Consider the following 15748-nt stretch of genomic DNA (forward strand, 5'->3'; position numbering starts at 1 on the left):
CAAACGGCTCGGTAAATGACTGAGCCGTTTGCTTTTTTCGTACAAATTCATTTGAAGTTTTCCTAACATGGCAATACTATATTTAGAGAATGGAGAGGAGATTACTATGAAAGTAAATCAATTAATAGCCAACAATATTCACCGTTTAGATGCCGTCTTGCCGGAAGATCAGACGCTCGGAATTGCTGGTTTGTCTGGATCTGGTAAAACTACTTTTTGTCAAACCATTGGTGAAGAATCCAAGAAGCGTCTCGTTTCCTTATTGCCAAAGGCTGATTATCAGTACTTATTTCCAAATATTATGGAAACCAATTTCAGTGCTATCAAAATGGAAGAGATGCCTTTAGTACTTTTTCTTGGAAGATCATCTATTTCTTCTAATCCACGTTCAACAATTGGCACACATACTGGCGTGTTTACAGAGATCCGCGTGCGGCTTGCAGAAAAATATAATCTTTCTCCAGAAGTGTTTTCATTTAATAACGCACTAGGCTGGTGCCCAGCTTGTAAAGGACGCGGTACGACCAAAAATGTCGAATGTAAAAAATGTGAAGGCAGACGCTATAGTCCTGAAGTTGAGCAAAAAAGAATAGAATTATTGGATCATCCACATAGTATTTCCGATATCAACAACTTAAGCATGGAGACGATTCTATCCCTTGCAGAAGAATTACATATTAGTGAAGCGAAACAACATGTTCTTAAAAATATTATCAATATGAATATTGGTTACTTAACATTAAATCGAATTATGGGTACATTGTCAGGTGGAGAATTAACACGACTTTACTTGGCAGAATTCATGGCAGCAAGTGATAATACCGTGATTATTATTGATGAAATCTCCGTGGGTCTTGATCACCAAACACTATTGAAAATTTTAGAACAGATTAAACAATTAGGCTATAAGAATCAAATTTGGCTCATTGATCATTCTGACACCGTGCTCGATACATCAGATAAGCAATTATTCTTTGGACCTGGCAGTGGTAAATACGGCGGGAAAATTGTTGAAGAATCCCCACGTCCAAAACCGATTACCTGGGAACGAAATCAGGCAAAACCAATAGAATACTATCAATTTCATGATCTATATTGTCGAAATATTCAAATGGCTGAATTCCAGATTCCCAAAAATAGACTTGTAACCGTTACGGGGGAGTCTGGATGTGGTAAATCTACCCTTGTCAATGAGTGTATCTCCAAGGATTTCCTGAAGCGATATCCAAAAGATAAACTAGTAATGGTAGGGCAGGATCGAAACCAATCAATTACTAGCCGGTCAACCGTTGCGACGTTTCTTGATATTAAAAAGAAACTTACAAAATATAGTGAAGATATTGATGATATTTTCGAGCGCTCGATTGAAGATATTATTGATGAACTCCCAAATGAAGATATCGCTCATAAACGCTTAAGCTTATTGATCAAACTTGGACTTGGTTATTTGACATTGGAAAGAAAAACACAGTCTTTATCGACCGGTGAATTTCAATGTGTCCATTTAGTTTCGGAGCTGTTTGCCAACTCAAGAAACCCGCATACGCTGTTTATTTTTGACGAGCCTTCAAAAGGTTTATCACAAAATATTTTAAATCAATTTATTGATAGTATCAGGGGAATACTAAAGGATGAATCAGTCTCTATCATAATGATTGAACACAATGACTATATGATGAAAAGTTCTGATTTTATCGTTGATTTTGGTAAAAGACAGCTTGCACCTGTGGAACACCTTGAGACGATCAGTCATGATGATTATTATCGTGAACAAAACTGTGCTTATAGTGTTGCTCCATCGCCTATTTCTTCCACACTCAAGCAGCAAAAGGGTATTACCTATTTAAAAGAAAATCATATCGACTATTTTAAACATGCAGAAAATGTCTATAAGGGCGGCATTTTAAAAAGCTTATCATCAATGGCTCGTTTGATTTATGGCGAATACGAATCTGACACCATTGCACCTGTCATCGCCATTGATCTTGAAAGGCATTTGTATAGTCAATATAGTTTTCTCTATGAGATTGGCGGCCTGATCAACCATATTGTGGCTGCTCATCCGACTAATAAAGATACAAGAAGCTTCGATTTCTATAATCAAGAAAATCATTGCCCAGTTTGTTCAGGGCGCCGGGTTATTGAAAAGTTTGATTTTGATATTGTCATTCAAGACAAAACCGTTCCATTCTGGGATGGCCTATTGCATCCAGAGGTAATGGAGGTATTAAAATACTATCAATATCCGAAATTGCAATTTCTTTTTGATGAGATTAAGAATGAACTGGGTCAAGATATTAGTAAAAGCTACAATGAGATGACAGAAGCAGAGAAGCATACCTTTTTATACGGGTATTGGGAAAAGTCATTCTATGATAAAGCAGGTAAGACGCGGAGGACATGGGAGGGCTTTAATAAGATCCTTGGAATGTATATAGTCATTTCAAAATCGGTTATTAAAGAGCAGATGAAAGCATCAAAAGAGAAGATTACCTGTCCGATTTGTCACGGAACCGTGTTAAATCATCATAAAAAGCTCAAATTTGGCGACATAGATATTCGTGAGATTATCGCACAGCCGCTTGATCAGGTGATGAAAACAGTAGGAAAGTTACCGGAACTGGAAAAATTGAAAGCTATTGTTGGCGGCGATATGCCTTTGACGGAGGATGTCTCCTTACTGCCAAGGGAAACACAAGTCGCCCTGAAAATGTTTGAATTGGAACAAGCAAGCTTTACGGGTTATGAAATGGTATTACAAAATGTCTTACCATTCTGGGACAGAATCAAAGGCAAAATCGAATCCATCAGCATTAATAATCAGATTACCATCTGTGATTTTGCCAATATCACTGAGACGAGAGAAACCATCATTGATAAGTATTTCACCAATGGAAAATACAAAAAACTAACGTATGTTTATGAAGCGTTTGGTTACAAAAAACTTGTCACTCAAATTAATAAGATTAAAGCAAGTCATCCATGTCCTTTCTGTAAAGGTAAGAAAGTAATTTCAGAAGATAATCTCCATGATGGCGTATTTAAATTAACAATTCCATGTGTAAGTTGTTATGCAAGTGGCATCAATGATGAAGGGCGTAAGGAAATCGTCGAGGGTATAGAAGTAAAAACATGGCTTACAGGCAAAGTAAGGGATGTTGTGGCTGAGGGCTTACATCTTGAGGCAGTTGCAGATATTCCAATTTTCAATCGTATTCGTGAGTTGAATAAACAAGATTTAATGGCGGTTTACCAATTCCTTGAGCAAAACAATTAAAGTAGAATGATTAAAACAAGCGATATTTAAGTAAAGAGCTAGCTACCAGTTAATCAAACGTTTGATTGGTTTCTTCGGGCCAGTCATACCAGCAGGTTCGGCCATTTAATCAAACGTTTGATTGGTTTCTCCGGGTCAGTCATATCAGCGGGTTCAACCATTTAATCAAACGTTTGATTGGTTTCTCCGGGTCAGTCATATCAGCGGGTTCAACCATTTAATCAAACGTTTGATTGGTTATTAGAGTTAGAACATTTGTATAGTTAAAATGCTTTTATCTTGTTGATGAATGAACCAAATAATTATATTCTTCTTCAATCAACTGAATATCTAAGCGTTCGAACAACGGTAATACGGATTCTACTTTACTTGGCAGTTGTGATTGTTCATGCCATTCAACTGTTGAGACACCTAACATTTTTCGAATCTTTTCTGAGGAAAAGGGCAAAAATGGCTGCAGTAATTGAGCTAAATTCAAAATGATATACGTACACGTTGCTAACGTAACATCCCCTTTAATAGGATTATCCTTTACTTGAATCCATGGTTGTTGTTCATCAAAATAACGGTTCGTACTACGAATATACTGGAATATCTCCTCTAGGGCTTGTTTAAAATGCCCGTTTTCAATTAAATCTCCTGTAGAGTTGTAAAGTTCAATTGTATTATTCTTAATCTCCGTTTCTACTTCAACTTGCGGTATGCTTCCGCCAAATGATTTTTCAATAAACTTTAACGTGCGATTAACAAAATTACCAAAGGCCCCAAGCAATTCACCGTTGTGGCTATAGATGAATTCACGCCATGAGAAATCGGTATCGCGATTTTCCGGAGCATTGACAGTTAAGAAGTAGCGGATGGAATCGGGATCATATTTGCTTAAAATGTACGGAACCCAAACCGCCCAATTTTGACTCGTTGATAACTTTCTTTTCTCCAATGTTAAATATTCATTCGAAATAATATGCGTCGGCAATGCTTTGCTCTTAATACCCATTAAAATAGCGGGCCAAATAACCGTATGGAATGGAATATTATCCTTCCCATGGACATAATAAGAAATTGTGTCTTCGTTCCATATTTGCTCAATACTTTCTCCATTTTGTTTAGCCCATTCTATGCTGGCCGTTAAATATCCCGCAACCGCTTCAATCCAGACATATATCTTCTTCCCTTCAAATCCTGCGACGGGAACATCCACACCATTAGGCAGGTCTCGTGTAACAGCTCTATCTGGAACGCCTTCTTGCAGATATCTTTTCGTTAACGCCAGAGCATTTTCCCGCCAGCGATGATCCGCATCTGCTTTGCCGACGAAGTCCTCTAACTCCTGTTGAAATTGACTAAAAGCAAAATAAAAATGCTCCGTTTCCTTAATTACTGGCTCATTTCCGCAAATTTTACATCGTTTTTCAAGTAAATCCAGCGGGTCGAGAATTTTCGAACAGTTATCACATTGGTCTCCCCTCGCCTTGGCCCCACAATTAGGACAAATCCCCTCGACAAAACGATCCGGTAAAAACTGCTTGTCATGCTCACAATACGCTTGTTCAATCTTTTTTGTATATAAATAGCCATTTTCCAACAGATTTAAAAATAGCTTTTGAACGGATTCATGATGATGTTTTGCATCTGTTCTTGTGTAAAGATCATAGGTAAAACCTAATTTCTTAAAACACTCAGCAAACTCTTCATGATATCGGTTAGCAATTACATCTGTTGTCGTATGTTCTTGATTAGCCCGAATCGAGATGGGTGTGCCGTTACAATCACTTCCTGAAACGTAAACGACTTTTTCTCCTTTTTGTCTGTAATACCTTGCTAAAATATCTCCTGGCAATAATGCCGCAATATGGCCTAGATGTAACGATCCATTCGCATATGGCCATGCTCCGCCTATAACGATTGTCATTTCTAATTCCTCCCAAAAATAAATAAAAAAAACGCCCTAATCATTACGATTAGGACGAGATTACTCGTGTACCACCTACATTTACAAATAGCTCACACTATTTGCCTCAATCAGTACGTCTTTTAAAAGAGATACTGCCGCTGTAATAACGAGTGCCATTCCCGTCGCAGCCTACTAGCTAAAGCGTTCGGTACGAAGCTCAAAGGTCATTTTCAAAAGGGTTCATTTGCTTCATTTCCACCATCAGAAGCTCTCTATCAAACACTGCCCCATCTACTTTTCCTTATCAAAGCCGTTAGTTTCCAAAATATATAAACAATTATATTATTTTTTACAAAAAAAGCAAATGTTTCTTAATCCTAGTTAATAATTTTATTTTATTATTTTGATATTCCCTCTTTGAATCCTTTTCCTTAGTGAATTAATCATAAAGAATTTAAAGACGCGTCTTGTTGGCGGAAAAAGCATTAAAAAGCCGCTAATGTCTGTTATGAAACCCGGTAATAGCAAAAGTATTCCGCCTGCTAATATACAAATTCCATCTAATACCGCTTCACCTGGAATTTGGCCGTTTTGCAGCTGGGCTTGGGCCTTCCGAATCGTTTGTAATCCTTCTCTCTTCGCTAAATACGCACCAATTACGCCGGTCAAAATAATGAGGAGTAATGTGGGCCAAACTCCAATTGTTTTTCCGGAAAAGAGGAGTAACCCTATTTCTGCTGCTGGAATCGCAATGATCAAGATAAACAAATAACGCATTTTAAGGGTCTCCTTCCAAACAATATAATTTCATTATACAGGAATGACTTTTTAATTGAAAATTCCTGGATTATTTGTTTGGAGAGGATAACTGGGACAAGGAACAGTCCCTGTTTATCTGCTTCTAAAGTGGAGCGTTGCAAATACGATTAAAGTAATCGGAATGGCAAATACTTGCCCGACAAACAGCTTCCAGCTCCACGCATCGTATCCTTGACTCCCCTTACTTAATACCGCGCCGATGCACACAATTACATAGACAGCCAATGAAATTGTCCATTTATTCATCCTCAGTTCTCCCCTTATTTTTATAAAATGATGTAAACCATTCCTTTGCTTCCATTCCATGAACGCTGCGAACATCATCTACATTTTCATGAGCGATGATCTTTCCTTCTTTCAAAATCATGATTTCGTCTATGATTCTTGATACATCGTCAATTTCATGCGTACTCATCAGTATTGTCGCCTTATCTAAATCAACAAATTGAATCAAGCTTTTTACTACATCCTCGCGAACGAGCGGATCGAGTCCTGAAAACGGCTCATCAAGCAGATAATAGCTCGCATCTCTCCCAAAGGCGGCAGCGAGTTTTAAGCGGCTTATGTTCCCCTTGCTCATCGTCGAAATTTTTTTTGTTAAATCAATCCGCAAGTAATTAGCAATTTCCTGCGCTTTTGCCTTCTGAAAATCATGAAATTGTGTGTCAAAAATGGTAAACAACTGATCCCCGGTAAGATATGAATAATAGTGTTGATCATCAGCCATAAATGCAATTGCTGCCAGTGATGCTCTTGTCGTTTCTGAACCGTTCAATAAGACTTGACCGCTTGATGGCTGTAACAAGTTTGCCAGCAGCTTTAGGAATGTTGATTTACCACTTCCGTTTTCGCCGACAAGGGCAATGATTTTCCCTAGTTCAATTTGAACATTGACATTTTGAAGCACAGGTTGCTTATGATAGTGGAATTGGAGATTTTTCACCTCTAGCACTCATCTTTCACTCCTTTCTTTTAACGTCTGCAGTACTTCATCCTGGGTAAATCCCATCATTTCAACATTGTTCAAAAAACGGTCAACTAGCTGCTCCTTTAACTCTTCCCGCATGGAGCTTATTTTTGAAGAATCGGGTGTAATAAAAGTGCCCTGACCTCGCTTCGTTTCCGTTAACTCCATTTGTTCAAGCTGCTTGTAGACATTTTGCACCGTATTCGTATTGACGCCAACTTCCAGCGCGAATTCACGGACGGATGGCAGTTTATCCCCCGGCTTCCGGGAGCCGCTCACAAGCTCGCCACAAATTCTTTCCACTAATTGCAGATAAATTGGCCGGTCTTTTTCAAAATCGATGCCCATTTAATCACCGACCTTCTTTTTTAAAAGTCTGGCGGACAGGAATAAACTTAGGGCCATGATAAACACCCCTGCAAAGACTTCACCCATGTAAGCGTCTTCCAACAAATATAATGACAGCGAATCACTTTGGATGATGATGCCGCTAATATGAAGTGGCACTGCTCCGACTTGAACTAAATCATAATAATTCGAATATCCGATGATCGAGAGTACATACATGACTGGGATAACAAACAGTCCTAAGGTTTGCGAATAGACTGTAACCGCTTGAGATAGACTCCAAATGAGTAAAAATAATAACTGCATAACGACTACTTTAAAAAGTGCGCTAATGCTGAGCATGACATACGGCATTATCATTGATTGAAGACTTGCGTTTTGAACGCTGAATTCACAAATCACTCCAACGATACACAGGAAAACAATGAATACCGTACAGACAAGACCTAAAAACAGTACTTTTGCATGTAAGAGCTGTCGGAGAGAAGCTTGTGTATAGAGCCAGATATGTCGAATTTTCAAGTCCTTCTCTAGCATAATAAACAGTGGAATGACAACTAGAAATGGCACTACATTGAGCCAAAAATAAATGTAATATCTCAGAAAATCACTAACGAAGCTGACCTGGCTCACATAACTAATCACCGATAGCCCGATTCCAAGCAAAACAATGATGACAAAGGTCGTGATTACCCTTTCACGGTGTTTCAGCCATTCTAGATACAATTGTCCTTTGATCAAAATATCCTCCTCCTTTATTATTAGTGTATTACCTTGATGGTACACTGGTACAAATAAAAATGCAACTGTTTTTTTCCAGAAATATTTTTATCCCTTCCCCCCCCCGTTCCTCTTTTGTGTTACTTTTATAAATTAAAAAGGATGTGTAAATACAATGAATTTTTCTAATAAAACAGTGGTCATAACAGGGGCTGGAAACGGAATTGGAAGAGGAATTGCTTTTCTTTATGCAGAAAAAGGGGCCAATGTCGTTTTAGCAGATATAGATGAAAAGGCAGGTACTCAAAATTGAACATAATCAATAGACTCCAGCCCCATGCTGGAGTCTAAAATGCGCCCTTTTCGTTGGTCTCGCATTCTTTATAATCTATTGTTATCCCTTACATCGCTCTCACTTTTAGTGAGTTTTCTATAATCAAGTCAAGCAATTCACCATAAGGGATCCCGTTTGCTTCAGCACTTTTTGGCAGCAGGCTATTCTTCGTCATCCCTGGTAATGAATTAACCTCCATGACATAAGGAATATCGTTTTGAATCATCATATCGATGCGGGCATAAACACTGCATTTCAATGATTTATAGCAGGTCATTGCAGCAAAAGCAACTTTGTCATGTATTTCAGGCGGGAGCTGGATCACCTCTTCAATCGTAGCCACATCATTATATTTGGAGGTATAATCAAAAAACTCCGCCTTATGACGAATAGAAACAATAGGTAAGAGCTCTCCATCTAGTATAGAACAAGTGATTTCTCCACCTTTTACATACTTTTCAATGATCACTTCAGCATCCTCTTCGAATACTTCAGCAATTGAAGACTTAATCGCGTCTGGATCATAAACAATTTTTACTCCTACACTCGAACCGCCCGAATTAGGTTTCACCACTACTGGGTAACCCATCTTGTCTAGTTCATCCAAATTAAGTTCTTCTATATTCGTAAGGTGAATCCAATCCGGTGTTTGCACTCCTTCATAACGGATGATTTTCTTTGAAATATTCTTATCCATACATAAGCTGCTGGACAGTACCCCGCTCCCTGTATATGGGATACCAAGGGTCTCAAGGGTACCTTGAATGGTGCCATCTTCACCGTACTTCCCATGCAGTGCAAGTAGTGCAACATCGAGATTTTTGACCTTATCTGCCAAATCTTCTTTGTTATCTATTTGGATTGGTACAATTTCATATTTAATTTTATTTAAATTCGCAATCATTTCTTCACCTGTCATGAGCGAAACCTGTCTTTCGGAGGAAACGCCTCCCATAATTACGCCAACTTTCATTTTCTTAGCCTCCAAAATCAATTCTTAATGTGTCACCTATGATGTTAATTCCCTGAGTGATCTCTTTTTCCGTCAGCCTGGAAAATCCTAACCGTAATGTGTCCTTTCCACTATCGTCCGTGTAAAAGACATCACCTGGCAAAAAAACAACACCCTTTTGATAGCATTTTTCTAAAAGACCTCGTGAATCGATATTATTTTCTAATTCTAAAAAAAGATGGAGTCCGCCGTCCCCAGTCATTCGTTTATAAGGAATGGCTTGTTGGCAAGAATGAACGGCTAATTCATATTTTTTCTTATAAACTGATTTAGCTTTTTTTAGATATTTCTCAAAGCAGCCGTCATTTAAATATTGGAATAACACTGCTTGATCTAGGGTAGACGTATGAATAGTACGAGCTCTTTTCATACTTTCCAAGTAATAAATCAAATCCTTGTCTGCTAAAATCCACCCAACTCGTAAGCCCGGAAAAAGAATCTTAGAGAAGCTGCTAATATAAATGACATTGTTACCGGCTCCTGCAAAGGCAGCCAACGGCGCCAGATGTGATCCTGAATACCTTAATTCTTCGTTAAATCCATCTTCAATGATAGGTAGTTGATAGGCAGAAAAAAGCTCCATAATCTCCTTTCTTTTCTCTGAGGACGTAACGATTCCAGTTGGATTATGATAAGACGGGATTAGGTAGGCAAAATCGTATTCCTTTTTTGATAAAAACGATTCAAGCTTTGAAACATCGATACCATCATCATCCATATCAATACCCTCGATCTCAAAGCCATGTAATCGAAACAGTTTTAGCGCCGTATGATGGGTTGGATTTTCACAAAGAATACGTCCGTTCTTTTTATGAATAGAGGATAATAGGAGATCTAAACCTTCTGTAAATCCATTGGTAATCAATATATCTTTATTTCTAATGTCAATACCTTTAACTTCCATATAATGAAGCAAGTATTCGATCAGTGGTTTGTATCCTTTGGCATAACCATAGTTAAGAACGATATTGCCTTCAATAGCCATCCGATTTAAGAAGGCTCTTTTAAAATTTTCTACATCAAAAAGCTTTTCATCGGGGGCGATACTATTAAAGGAGATCATATCGTGATTCCAGCGGACGCCATGCTTCATTAGGTCCAACTCATCTGCCAAATACGTCTGCTCATTGATTTTATCTTTCCAATTCAATTGGATCGATGGGGCGTTGAAGGTCTCCACTTGACTAACAAAGTTTCCTTTTCCTTTTACCGCATAAATAAGGCCTTCCTGTTCCAAGTCGGCATAAGCTGTTAAAACGGTATTTCGGCTTACTGATAGGTAAGAGCTAAGTTCACGGGTGGATGGAAGCTTTTGGTTCTCAAACAAGTGCCCGTTAGTAATCATTCTTTTCAAATATTCTTTCAGTTGAATATAAACAGGACGGCCTTCTATAACCTTAAAATCGTTAAACACTACTGTTACCCCTCTCTTACATTTTTACACGTTTGGAACGATTCCAAAAGGTCCACACAATATGTAATTTTACGGTCTTGTGGTATGGTGCCGCAAACAATGATATTCTTTGGATAAATTCGTTGATGAGAAAAAGCAGCTTCCCGTCTTGATCCACAGAGAGCTGACATTTTGGTGCAAGTCAGTGTTTGAGTGTTACCTGAAAATCCTCTCTCAGAAGTTAGGCTGAAACCTATAGTAAGTCTAACCGGGCGTCTACCGTTAAAAGGAACACGTATGATTGTACGTTGCTAAGTGCAATTGAGCGGATCAATAGGATTAGGATGGTATCGCGGTTAACCCCGTCCCTTTCATGGGACGGGGTTTTTTGTATGTTTTTTTACCATTTTTGAAAAGGAGCGATATCGATGAAGGCAAATGAAAGGAAGGAATCTTTCGTCCAGCGTGAGGAGAATATCCGTCATTATTGGACAGGGGGAAATACTTTTAAGCAATGATGCTTTTTTCCTTCATCATCTATTCCTTCATAAAAAACTCCAGAGATTTAATCAATCGTTTGATTAGTTACGGAATACTAGAAATACCAACGTTTTCAGCAATTTTTTTAAAACATTCCCGCTTCAGTGGTTAAGCCCTCCACCGTAACTGTGATTTTTCCCGATTTGTATTTCTTTAAAGCTTTCTCATCATACGGTAATACCACTGTTTTCCAAAATGAATCGTTTTTTGATAACCGTATCCACTCATCTTGAATGCAAGTATGATCAGAGTCCTCCACTTTCTTTTCTCCGTAATACTGGGAAAATTGCAATATTTGCTTACACTTTTTTGAACTCAAATCAATATCTTGGTTTGATTTATTTGTAACTGTTGCTTTCACCTGAACAACTTTTCCTTTGAATGTTTGGATTGGGGTTGAAACAAACAGGGTTACATTCAGCTTATCATTTTCATTAGAAGAAGTTGCGCCGCTTGGTCCTGAAGTGGGGTGAAATTTTCCATATTCTTTATTTGCTAATATCCCTACGCCAATGCCTATTAAAAAAGATATAAAAATAAAGATTGCCTTTTTCATATTTACCTCCTTTTTACTTTTTCGATAAACTCTCATTTTGTAATGATACCTCTTTTTCAAAAAAGAAGAATTATATCCATTTTAGCATAATATTCCATTTGTCTTTGTGAAAAATTACGAAATATTTCTAAAAATATTTTGACAACCATTTTTATATCCGTTATAATACAACCCAATAAAAGCATACAAATTCGTTGATGAGAAAAAGTAGCGTTTCGTCTTGATCCACAGAGAGCCGACATTTTGGTGCAAGTCGGTGTTCGAGTGTTTCGTGAAAATCCTCTCTGAGAAGTTAGGCTGAAACTTGTAGTAAGTCTAATCGGGCTTCTACCGTTACAAGGAACACGTATGATTGTACGTTGCTAAGTGCTATTGGATCGGTTCAATAGAATTAGGGTGGTATCGCGGTTAACCCCGTCCCTTTACATGGGACGGGGTTTTTTGTATGTTTTTTAACCATTTTAGAATAGGGGCGATATCGATGAATGTGAATGAAGGGAAGGAAACTGTTGCACAGCGTGAGGAGAATATCCGTCATTATTGGACAGAAAAAAACACCTTTAAGCAATCAGTACAATTAAGAGAAGGCAAGACACCCTTTGTTTTTTACGAAGGGCCGCCAACGGCAAATGGTCTGCCCCATGTTGGTCATGCGTTTGGGCGGACGATCAAAGATGTGGTCGCACGGTACAAAACGATGCAAGGATTTCAAGTGGAACGAAAGGCCGGGTGGGATACACATGGCCTTCCAGTTGAGCTAGGTGTTGAAAAACAGCTGGGGATCTCAGGGAAACAAGAAATTGAACGCTATGGTATAGAGCCTTTTATCAATAAATGCAAAGAAAGTGTATTCACATATGAGAAGAAATGGCGCTCCTTTACAGAAGAGCTAGGTTATTGGGTAGATATGGACAGTCCTTATATGACATTAAGCAATGATTATATCGAAAGCGTATGGAATATATTAAGCAAAGTTCATCAAGATGATTTGTTGTATAAGGGCCATCGTGTATCACCATACTGCCCGAGCTGCCAAACCTCTTTAAGTTCCCACGAGGTGGCACAAGGCTATAAAGATGTGAAGGATTTATCGGCTACTGTTAAATTTAAACGGCTTGACGCGGAAGATGAATATTTCTTAGGCTGGACAACAACACCTTGGACATTGCCGGCAAACGTTGCCCTTGCGATGAATCCGACCTTAACCTATGTCCGTGCCTTAAAAGAAAATGTCGTTTATATCGTTGCAAAACCATTAGCAGAAAAAGTCCTTGGGGAGCATATCACGGTGTTAAGTGAACATAGCGGCAGTGAATTTGAAGGAATACAGTATGATGCACCATTCGATTATGTGGCTGTCGAGAAAGGACATCATGTCGTTTTGGCAGATTACGTCACGGAAGCGAGTGGAACAGGGATTGTTCACATTGCCCCAGCTTACGGTGAAGATGATTATAAAACCGTTCAGCAACATGGGTTATCGTTTATAAATGTGGTCGATCAACAAGGGCGTTATACAGCTGATGTTGTCGAGCTTGCGGGAAGATTTGTGAAGGACTGTGACGTGGATATTATAAAAATGCTTTCCGAACAGGGTACTCTTTTTCATAAAGAAAAGTATGAGCACAGCTACCCGCATTGCTGGAGATGTGACTCTCCGTTACTTTACTACGCAACAGATAGCTGGTTTATCAGGATGTCGGCTTTAAAGGAGAAGATGCTAGCAAATAATGCGACCGTTACGTGGTATCCGGACCATATAAAAGATGGACGCTTCGGGAACTTCCTTGAAAATCTCGTTGATTGGAATATTAGCAGAAATCGTTACTGGGGTACACCTTTAAATGTCTGGGTATGTTCTGATTGTCAGCATGAAGTGTCACCTGGAAGTATGGAAGAACTTCAAAAACTAGCGGCAACGCCAGTACCAAATGATATCGAACTGCATAAGCCTTATATTGATGAAATAAAGTGTAGATGTCCGAAATGTAAAGGTGTCATGGAGCGAACGCCTGAAGTCATTGATGTGTGGTTCGATAGCGGCTCAATGCCCTTTGCACAACACCATTATCCATTTGGTGATAAAGAATTATTCGCATCACAATTCCCGGCCGATGTCGTTATCGAAGGAATTGACCAGACGAGAGGATTTTTCTACAGTCTGCTCGCTGTTTCCACCCTATTCACGGGAAAAGCACCCTATAAAAACATTTTGTCACTTGGTCACGTGCTTGATGAGCATGGCCAGAAAATGTCTAAAAGCAAAGGCAATGCCTTAGACCCGGTTGAGCTCATCAGGGAATACGGTGCGGATGCATTGCGCTGGGCCTTCTTAGTCGATAGCTCTCCGTGGAATCCGAAACGTTTTTCGAAAAAGACGGTCCAAGACGCAAAATCAAAATTGGTTGATACACTGGATAATACGTTTAAGTTTTATACGATGTACGCAAAAATAGATGGTTTTATCTACGATCCCCAACAGACGGGAACGAAAACAATCCTGGATGAATGGATCCTTTCACGTCTTCATAGTACAGTTAAGCTGGTTGTGAGCCATATGGATCGCTATCAATTTACGCAAGCAACACGTGAGATTGCAGCATTAGTTGAAGAATTAAGCAATTGGTATGTACGGCGCTCAAGAAATCGCTTTTGGGCTTCCGGACTTTCAGAAGATAAACGAGCTGCTTATTCAACACTATTTGAAGCACTCACGACAATCAGTCGTTTGTTGGCTCCATTTGTACCATATGTGGCAGAAGATATCCATTTGAAGCTGCATCAAGATAGTGTTCATTTACAAGACTATCCGAAAGCTAATGATTCCATGATTCATCCTGATTTAGAGGCTGACATGCAAACAATCCTAAAAATAGTGGAGCTCGGCCGCAGTATTCGCAATGCGACAAACATGAAAGTTAAGCAGCCTTTGCAGCAAATGATTGTTTGGCAGCAAGAAGGCAGCCGTAATTTTCATACTTACGAAAATGTCATTAAAGATGAGTTGAATGTTAAAGAGGTTGTTTTTACAGAAGATTTATCTCAATATGAATCGCTTGTTTTTAAATTAAATTTTAAAACAGCAGGTGCGGCATTCGGTAAGCTGGTAAACTCGGTCAAGGGTTACGTCGAACAAATGCCAGATCGTGAGAAAAAATCATTATTAGACAATGGTCAACTTGAAATCAATGTTAACGGACAAACGGTAACATTACTGAATGAACATATTACTGTCGAATATATGGTTTCATCTGGATTTGAGATGGCAGGCGATCAGCAGTTAAAGGTATTGTTAGATGTAAAACTCACACCTCAATTAGTGGACGAAGGTCGAGTAAGAGAATTAATCAGAGCGATTCAAGAAACGCGAAAAAAATTAGACTTACCTGTAGAAATGTATATATCACTCGATATTTCAGCAACGGAGAAGGGTAAAAAAATCATTCAACGCTTTGAGGGGCTGATAAAGGAGAATGTACTTGTCCACCAGATTAGCTTTGACATGGTAAATGAATGCGAACAGGCTATTGAAGTGAAATTTGGCGATGAGTTAGTAAAGGTCTCATTGAGGTATTAGATTATCGTATAAGGAAGATGGCGTGTTAGCCGTCTTTTCTTTGTTAAATGGCAGAGTGGAAGTCTCAGAGTGCCCGTTCTTCGCTTTTTCCCGTGTTCATGGGCACTGTGGACCTCTTAGAGTGCCCGTTCTTGGATTTTTCCCGTGTTCATAGGCACTGTGGACCTCTTAGAGTGCCCGTTCTTGGATTTTTCCCGTGTTCATGGGCACTGTGGACCTGTCAGAGTGCCCGTCCTTGGATTTTTCCCATGTTCATGGGCACTGTGGACCTCTCAGAGTGCCCGTTCTTGGATTTTTCCCGTGTTCATGGG

The 15748-nt window shown here is 39.0% G+C and carries 11 protein-coding genes, 1 pseudogene and 3 other annotated features; of the genes and pseudogenes, 3 read left to right on the forward strand and 9 right to left on the reverse strand.

Annotated features, from left to right (window positions below; genetic code table 11):
• The first annotated feature begins 106 nt into the window (after positions 1 to 106).
• Positions 107 to 3277, forward strand: coding sequence for an ATP-binding cassette domain-containing protein (locus ACIQCO_RS19480; RefSeq protein WP_400431321.1), 3171 nt, complete (start codon positions 107 to 109; stop codon positions 3275 to 3277).
• Positions 3278 to 3551: 274 nt separating this feature from the next.
• On the opposite strand, the gene metG is transcribed toward ACIQCO_RS19480, so the two are convergent.
• The 6 genes from metG to ACIQCO_RS19510 all read right to left on the reverse strand — a co-directional run bounded on the left by metG (position 3552) and on the right by ACIQCO_RS19510 (position 8046).
• On the reverse strand, positions 3552 to 5189 hold the full coding sequence (gene metG, locus ACIQCO_RS19485) for a methionine--tRNA ligase (protein WP_400431324.1): 1638 nt from the start codon (positions 5187 to 5189) through the stop codon (positions 3552 to 3554).
• A gap of 47 nt (positions 5190 to 5236) precedes the next feature.
• Positions 5237 to 5488 (reverse strand) — a binding site (T-box leader).
• Positions 5489 to 5561: 73 nt separating this feature from the next.
• Positions 5562 to 5948 carry an FxsA family protein gene (locus tag ACIQCO_RS19490; protein WP_400431331.1) on the reverse strand — a complete coding sequence of 129 codons (387 nt, stop codon included), beginning with the start codon at positions 5946 to 5948 and terminating at the stop codon, positions 5562 to 5564.
• A 114-nt stretch (positions 5949 to 6062) separates the two neighbouring features.
• Positions 6063 to 6236, reverse strand: a complete 174-nt coding sequence (locus ACIQCO_RS19495; protein WP_387317886.1) for a DUF4017 family protein — start codon at positions 6234 to 6236, stop codon at positions 6063 to 6065.
• Positions 6229 to 6942: an ATP-binding cassette domain-containing protein gene (locus tag ACIQCO_RS19500; RefSeq protein WP_400431337.1), complete on the reverse strand. Its 714-nt coding sequence runs from the start codon at positions 6940 to 6942 to the stop codon at positions 6229 to 6231. Before ACIQCO_RS19500 ends, ACIQCO_RS19495 begins: the two co-directional genes overlap by 8 nt.
• On the reverse strand, positions 6943 to 7305 hold the full coding sequence (locus tag ACIQCO_RS19505; RefSeq protein ID WP_400431340.1) for a GntR family transcriptional regulator: 363 nt from the start codon (positions 7303 to 7305) through the stop codon (positions 6943 to 6945).
• Complete coding sequence (locus ACIQCO_RS19510; protein ID WP_400431343.1) at positions 7306 to 8046, reverse strand: hypothetical protein; 741 nt, start codon at positions 8044 to 8046, stop codon at positions 7306 to 7308.
• 154 nt (positions 8047 to 8200) lie between these two features.
• Here ACIQCO_RS19510 and ACIQCO_RS19515 point away from each other — a divergent pair.
• Positions 8201 to 8329: pseudogene (locus tag ACIQCO_RS19515) on the forward strand (SDR family NAD(P)-dependent oxidoreductase); the annotation flags it as partial.
• Between the two features lie 97 nt (positions 8330 to 8426).
• Here ACIQCO_RS19515 and ACIQCO_RS19520 read toward each other — a convergent pair.
• The 3 genes from ACIQCO_RS19520 to ACIQCO_RS19530 form a co-directional block, all read right to left on the reverse strand.
• Complete coding sequence (locus tag ACIQCO_RS19520) at positions 8427 to 9332, reverse strand: D-alanine--D-alanine ligase (protein ID WP_400431346.1); 906 nt, start codon at positions 9330 to 9332, stop codon at positions 8427 to 8429.
• A gap of 4 nt (positions 9333 to 9336) precedes the next feature.
• A complete protein-coding gene (gene pdxR / locus ACIQCO_RS19525; protein WP_400431349.1) occupies positions 9337 to 10785 on the reverse strand; it encodes a MocR-like pyridoxine biosynthesis transcription factor PdxR in 1449 nt (482 codons plus the stop codon).
• 113 nt (positions 10786 to 10898) lie between these two features.
• Positions 10899 to 11137, forward strand: a binding site (T-box leader).
• Between the two features lie 252 nt (positions 11138 to 11389).
• Positions 11390 to 11860, reverse strand: coding sequence for a hypothetical protein (locus tag ACIQCO_RS19530; protein WP_400431352.1), 471 nt, complete (start codon positions 11858 to 11860; stop codon positions 11390 to 11392).
• Positions 11861 to 12045: 185 nt separating this feature from the next.
• Positions 12046 to 12285 (forward strand) — a binding site (T-box leader).
• A gap of 56 nt (positions 12286 to 12341) precedes the next feature.
• On the opposite strand from ACIQCO_RS19530, the gene ileS reads away from it, so the two are divergent.
• A complete protein-coding gene (gene ileS / locus ACIQCO_RS19535; protein WP_400431355.1) occupies positions 12342 to 15437 on the forward strand; it encodes an isoleucine--tRNA ligase in 3096 nt (1031 codons plus the stop codon).
• Positions 15438 to 15748 lie beyond the last annotated feature (311 nt).

It is taken from the genome of Neobacillus sp. NPDC093127 (assembly GCF_044754175.1).
Taxonomy (GTDB): Bacteria; Bacillota; Bacilli; order Bacillales; family Cytobacillaceae; genus Neobacillus.

Coding starts and splice junctions, on each gene's coding strand:
- ACIQCO_RS19520 (WP_400431346.1), bottom strand. CDS start 9,332: ATGAAAGTTGGCGTAATTATGGGAGGCGTTTCCTCCGAAAGACAGGTT.
- ACIQCO_RS19505 (WP_400431340.1), bottom strand. CDS start 7,305: ATGGGCATCGATTTTGAAAAAGACCGGCCAATTTATCTGCAATTAGTG.
- ACIQCO_RS19495 (WP_387317886.1), bottom strand. CDS start 6,236: ATGAATAAATGGACAATTTCATTGGCTGTCTATGTAATTGTGTGCATC.
- ACIQCO_RS19480 (WP_400431321.1), top strand. CDS start 107: ATGAAAGTAAATCAATTAATAGCCAACAATATTCACCGTTTAGATGCC.
- ileS (WP_400431355.1), top strand. CDS start 12,342: ATGAATGTGAATGAAGGGAAGGAAACTGTTGCACAGCGTGAGGAGAAT.
- metG (WP_400431324.1), bottom strand. CDS start 5,189: ATGACAATCGTTATAGGCGGAGCATGGCCATATGCGAATGGATCGTTA.
- ACIQCO_RS19530 (WP_400431352.1), bottom strand. CDS start 11,860: ATGAAAAAGGCAATCTTTATTTTTATATCTTTTTTAATAGGCATTGGC.
- ACIQCO_RS19490 (WP_400431331.1), bottom strand. CDS start 5,948: ATGCGTTATTTGTTTATCTTGATCATTGCGATTCCAGCAGCAGAAATA.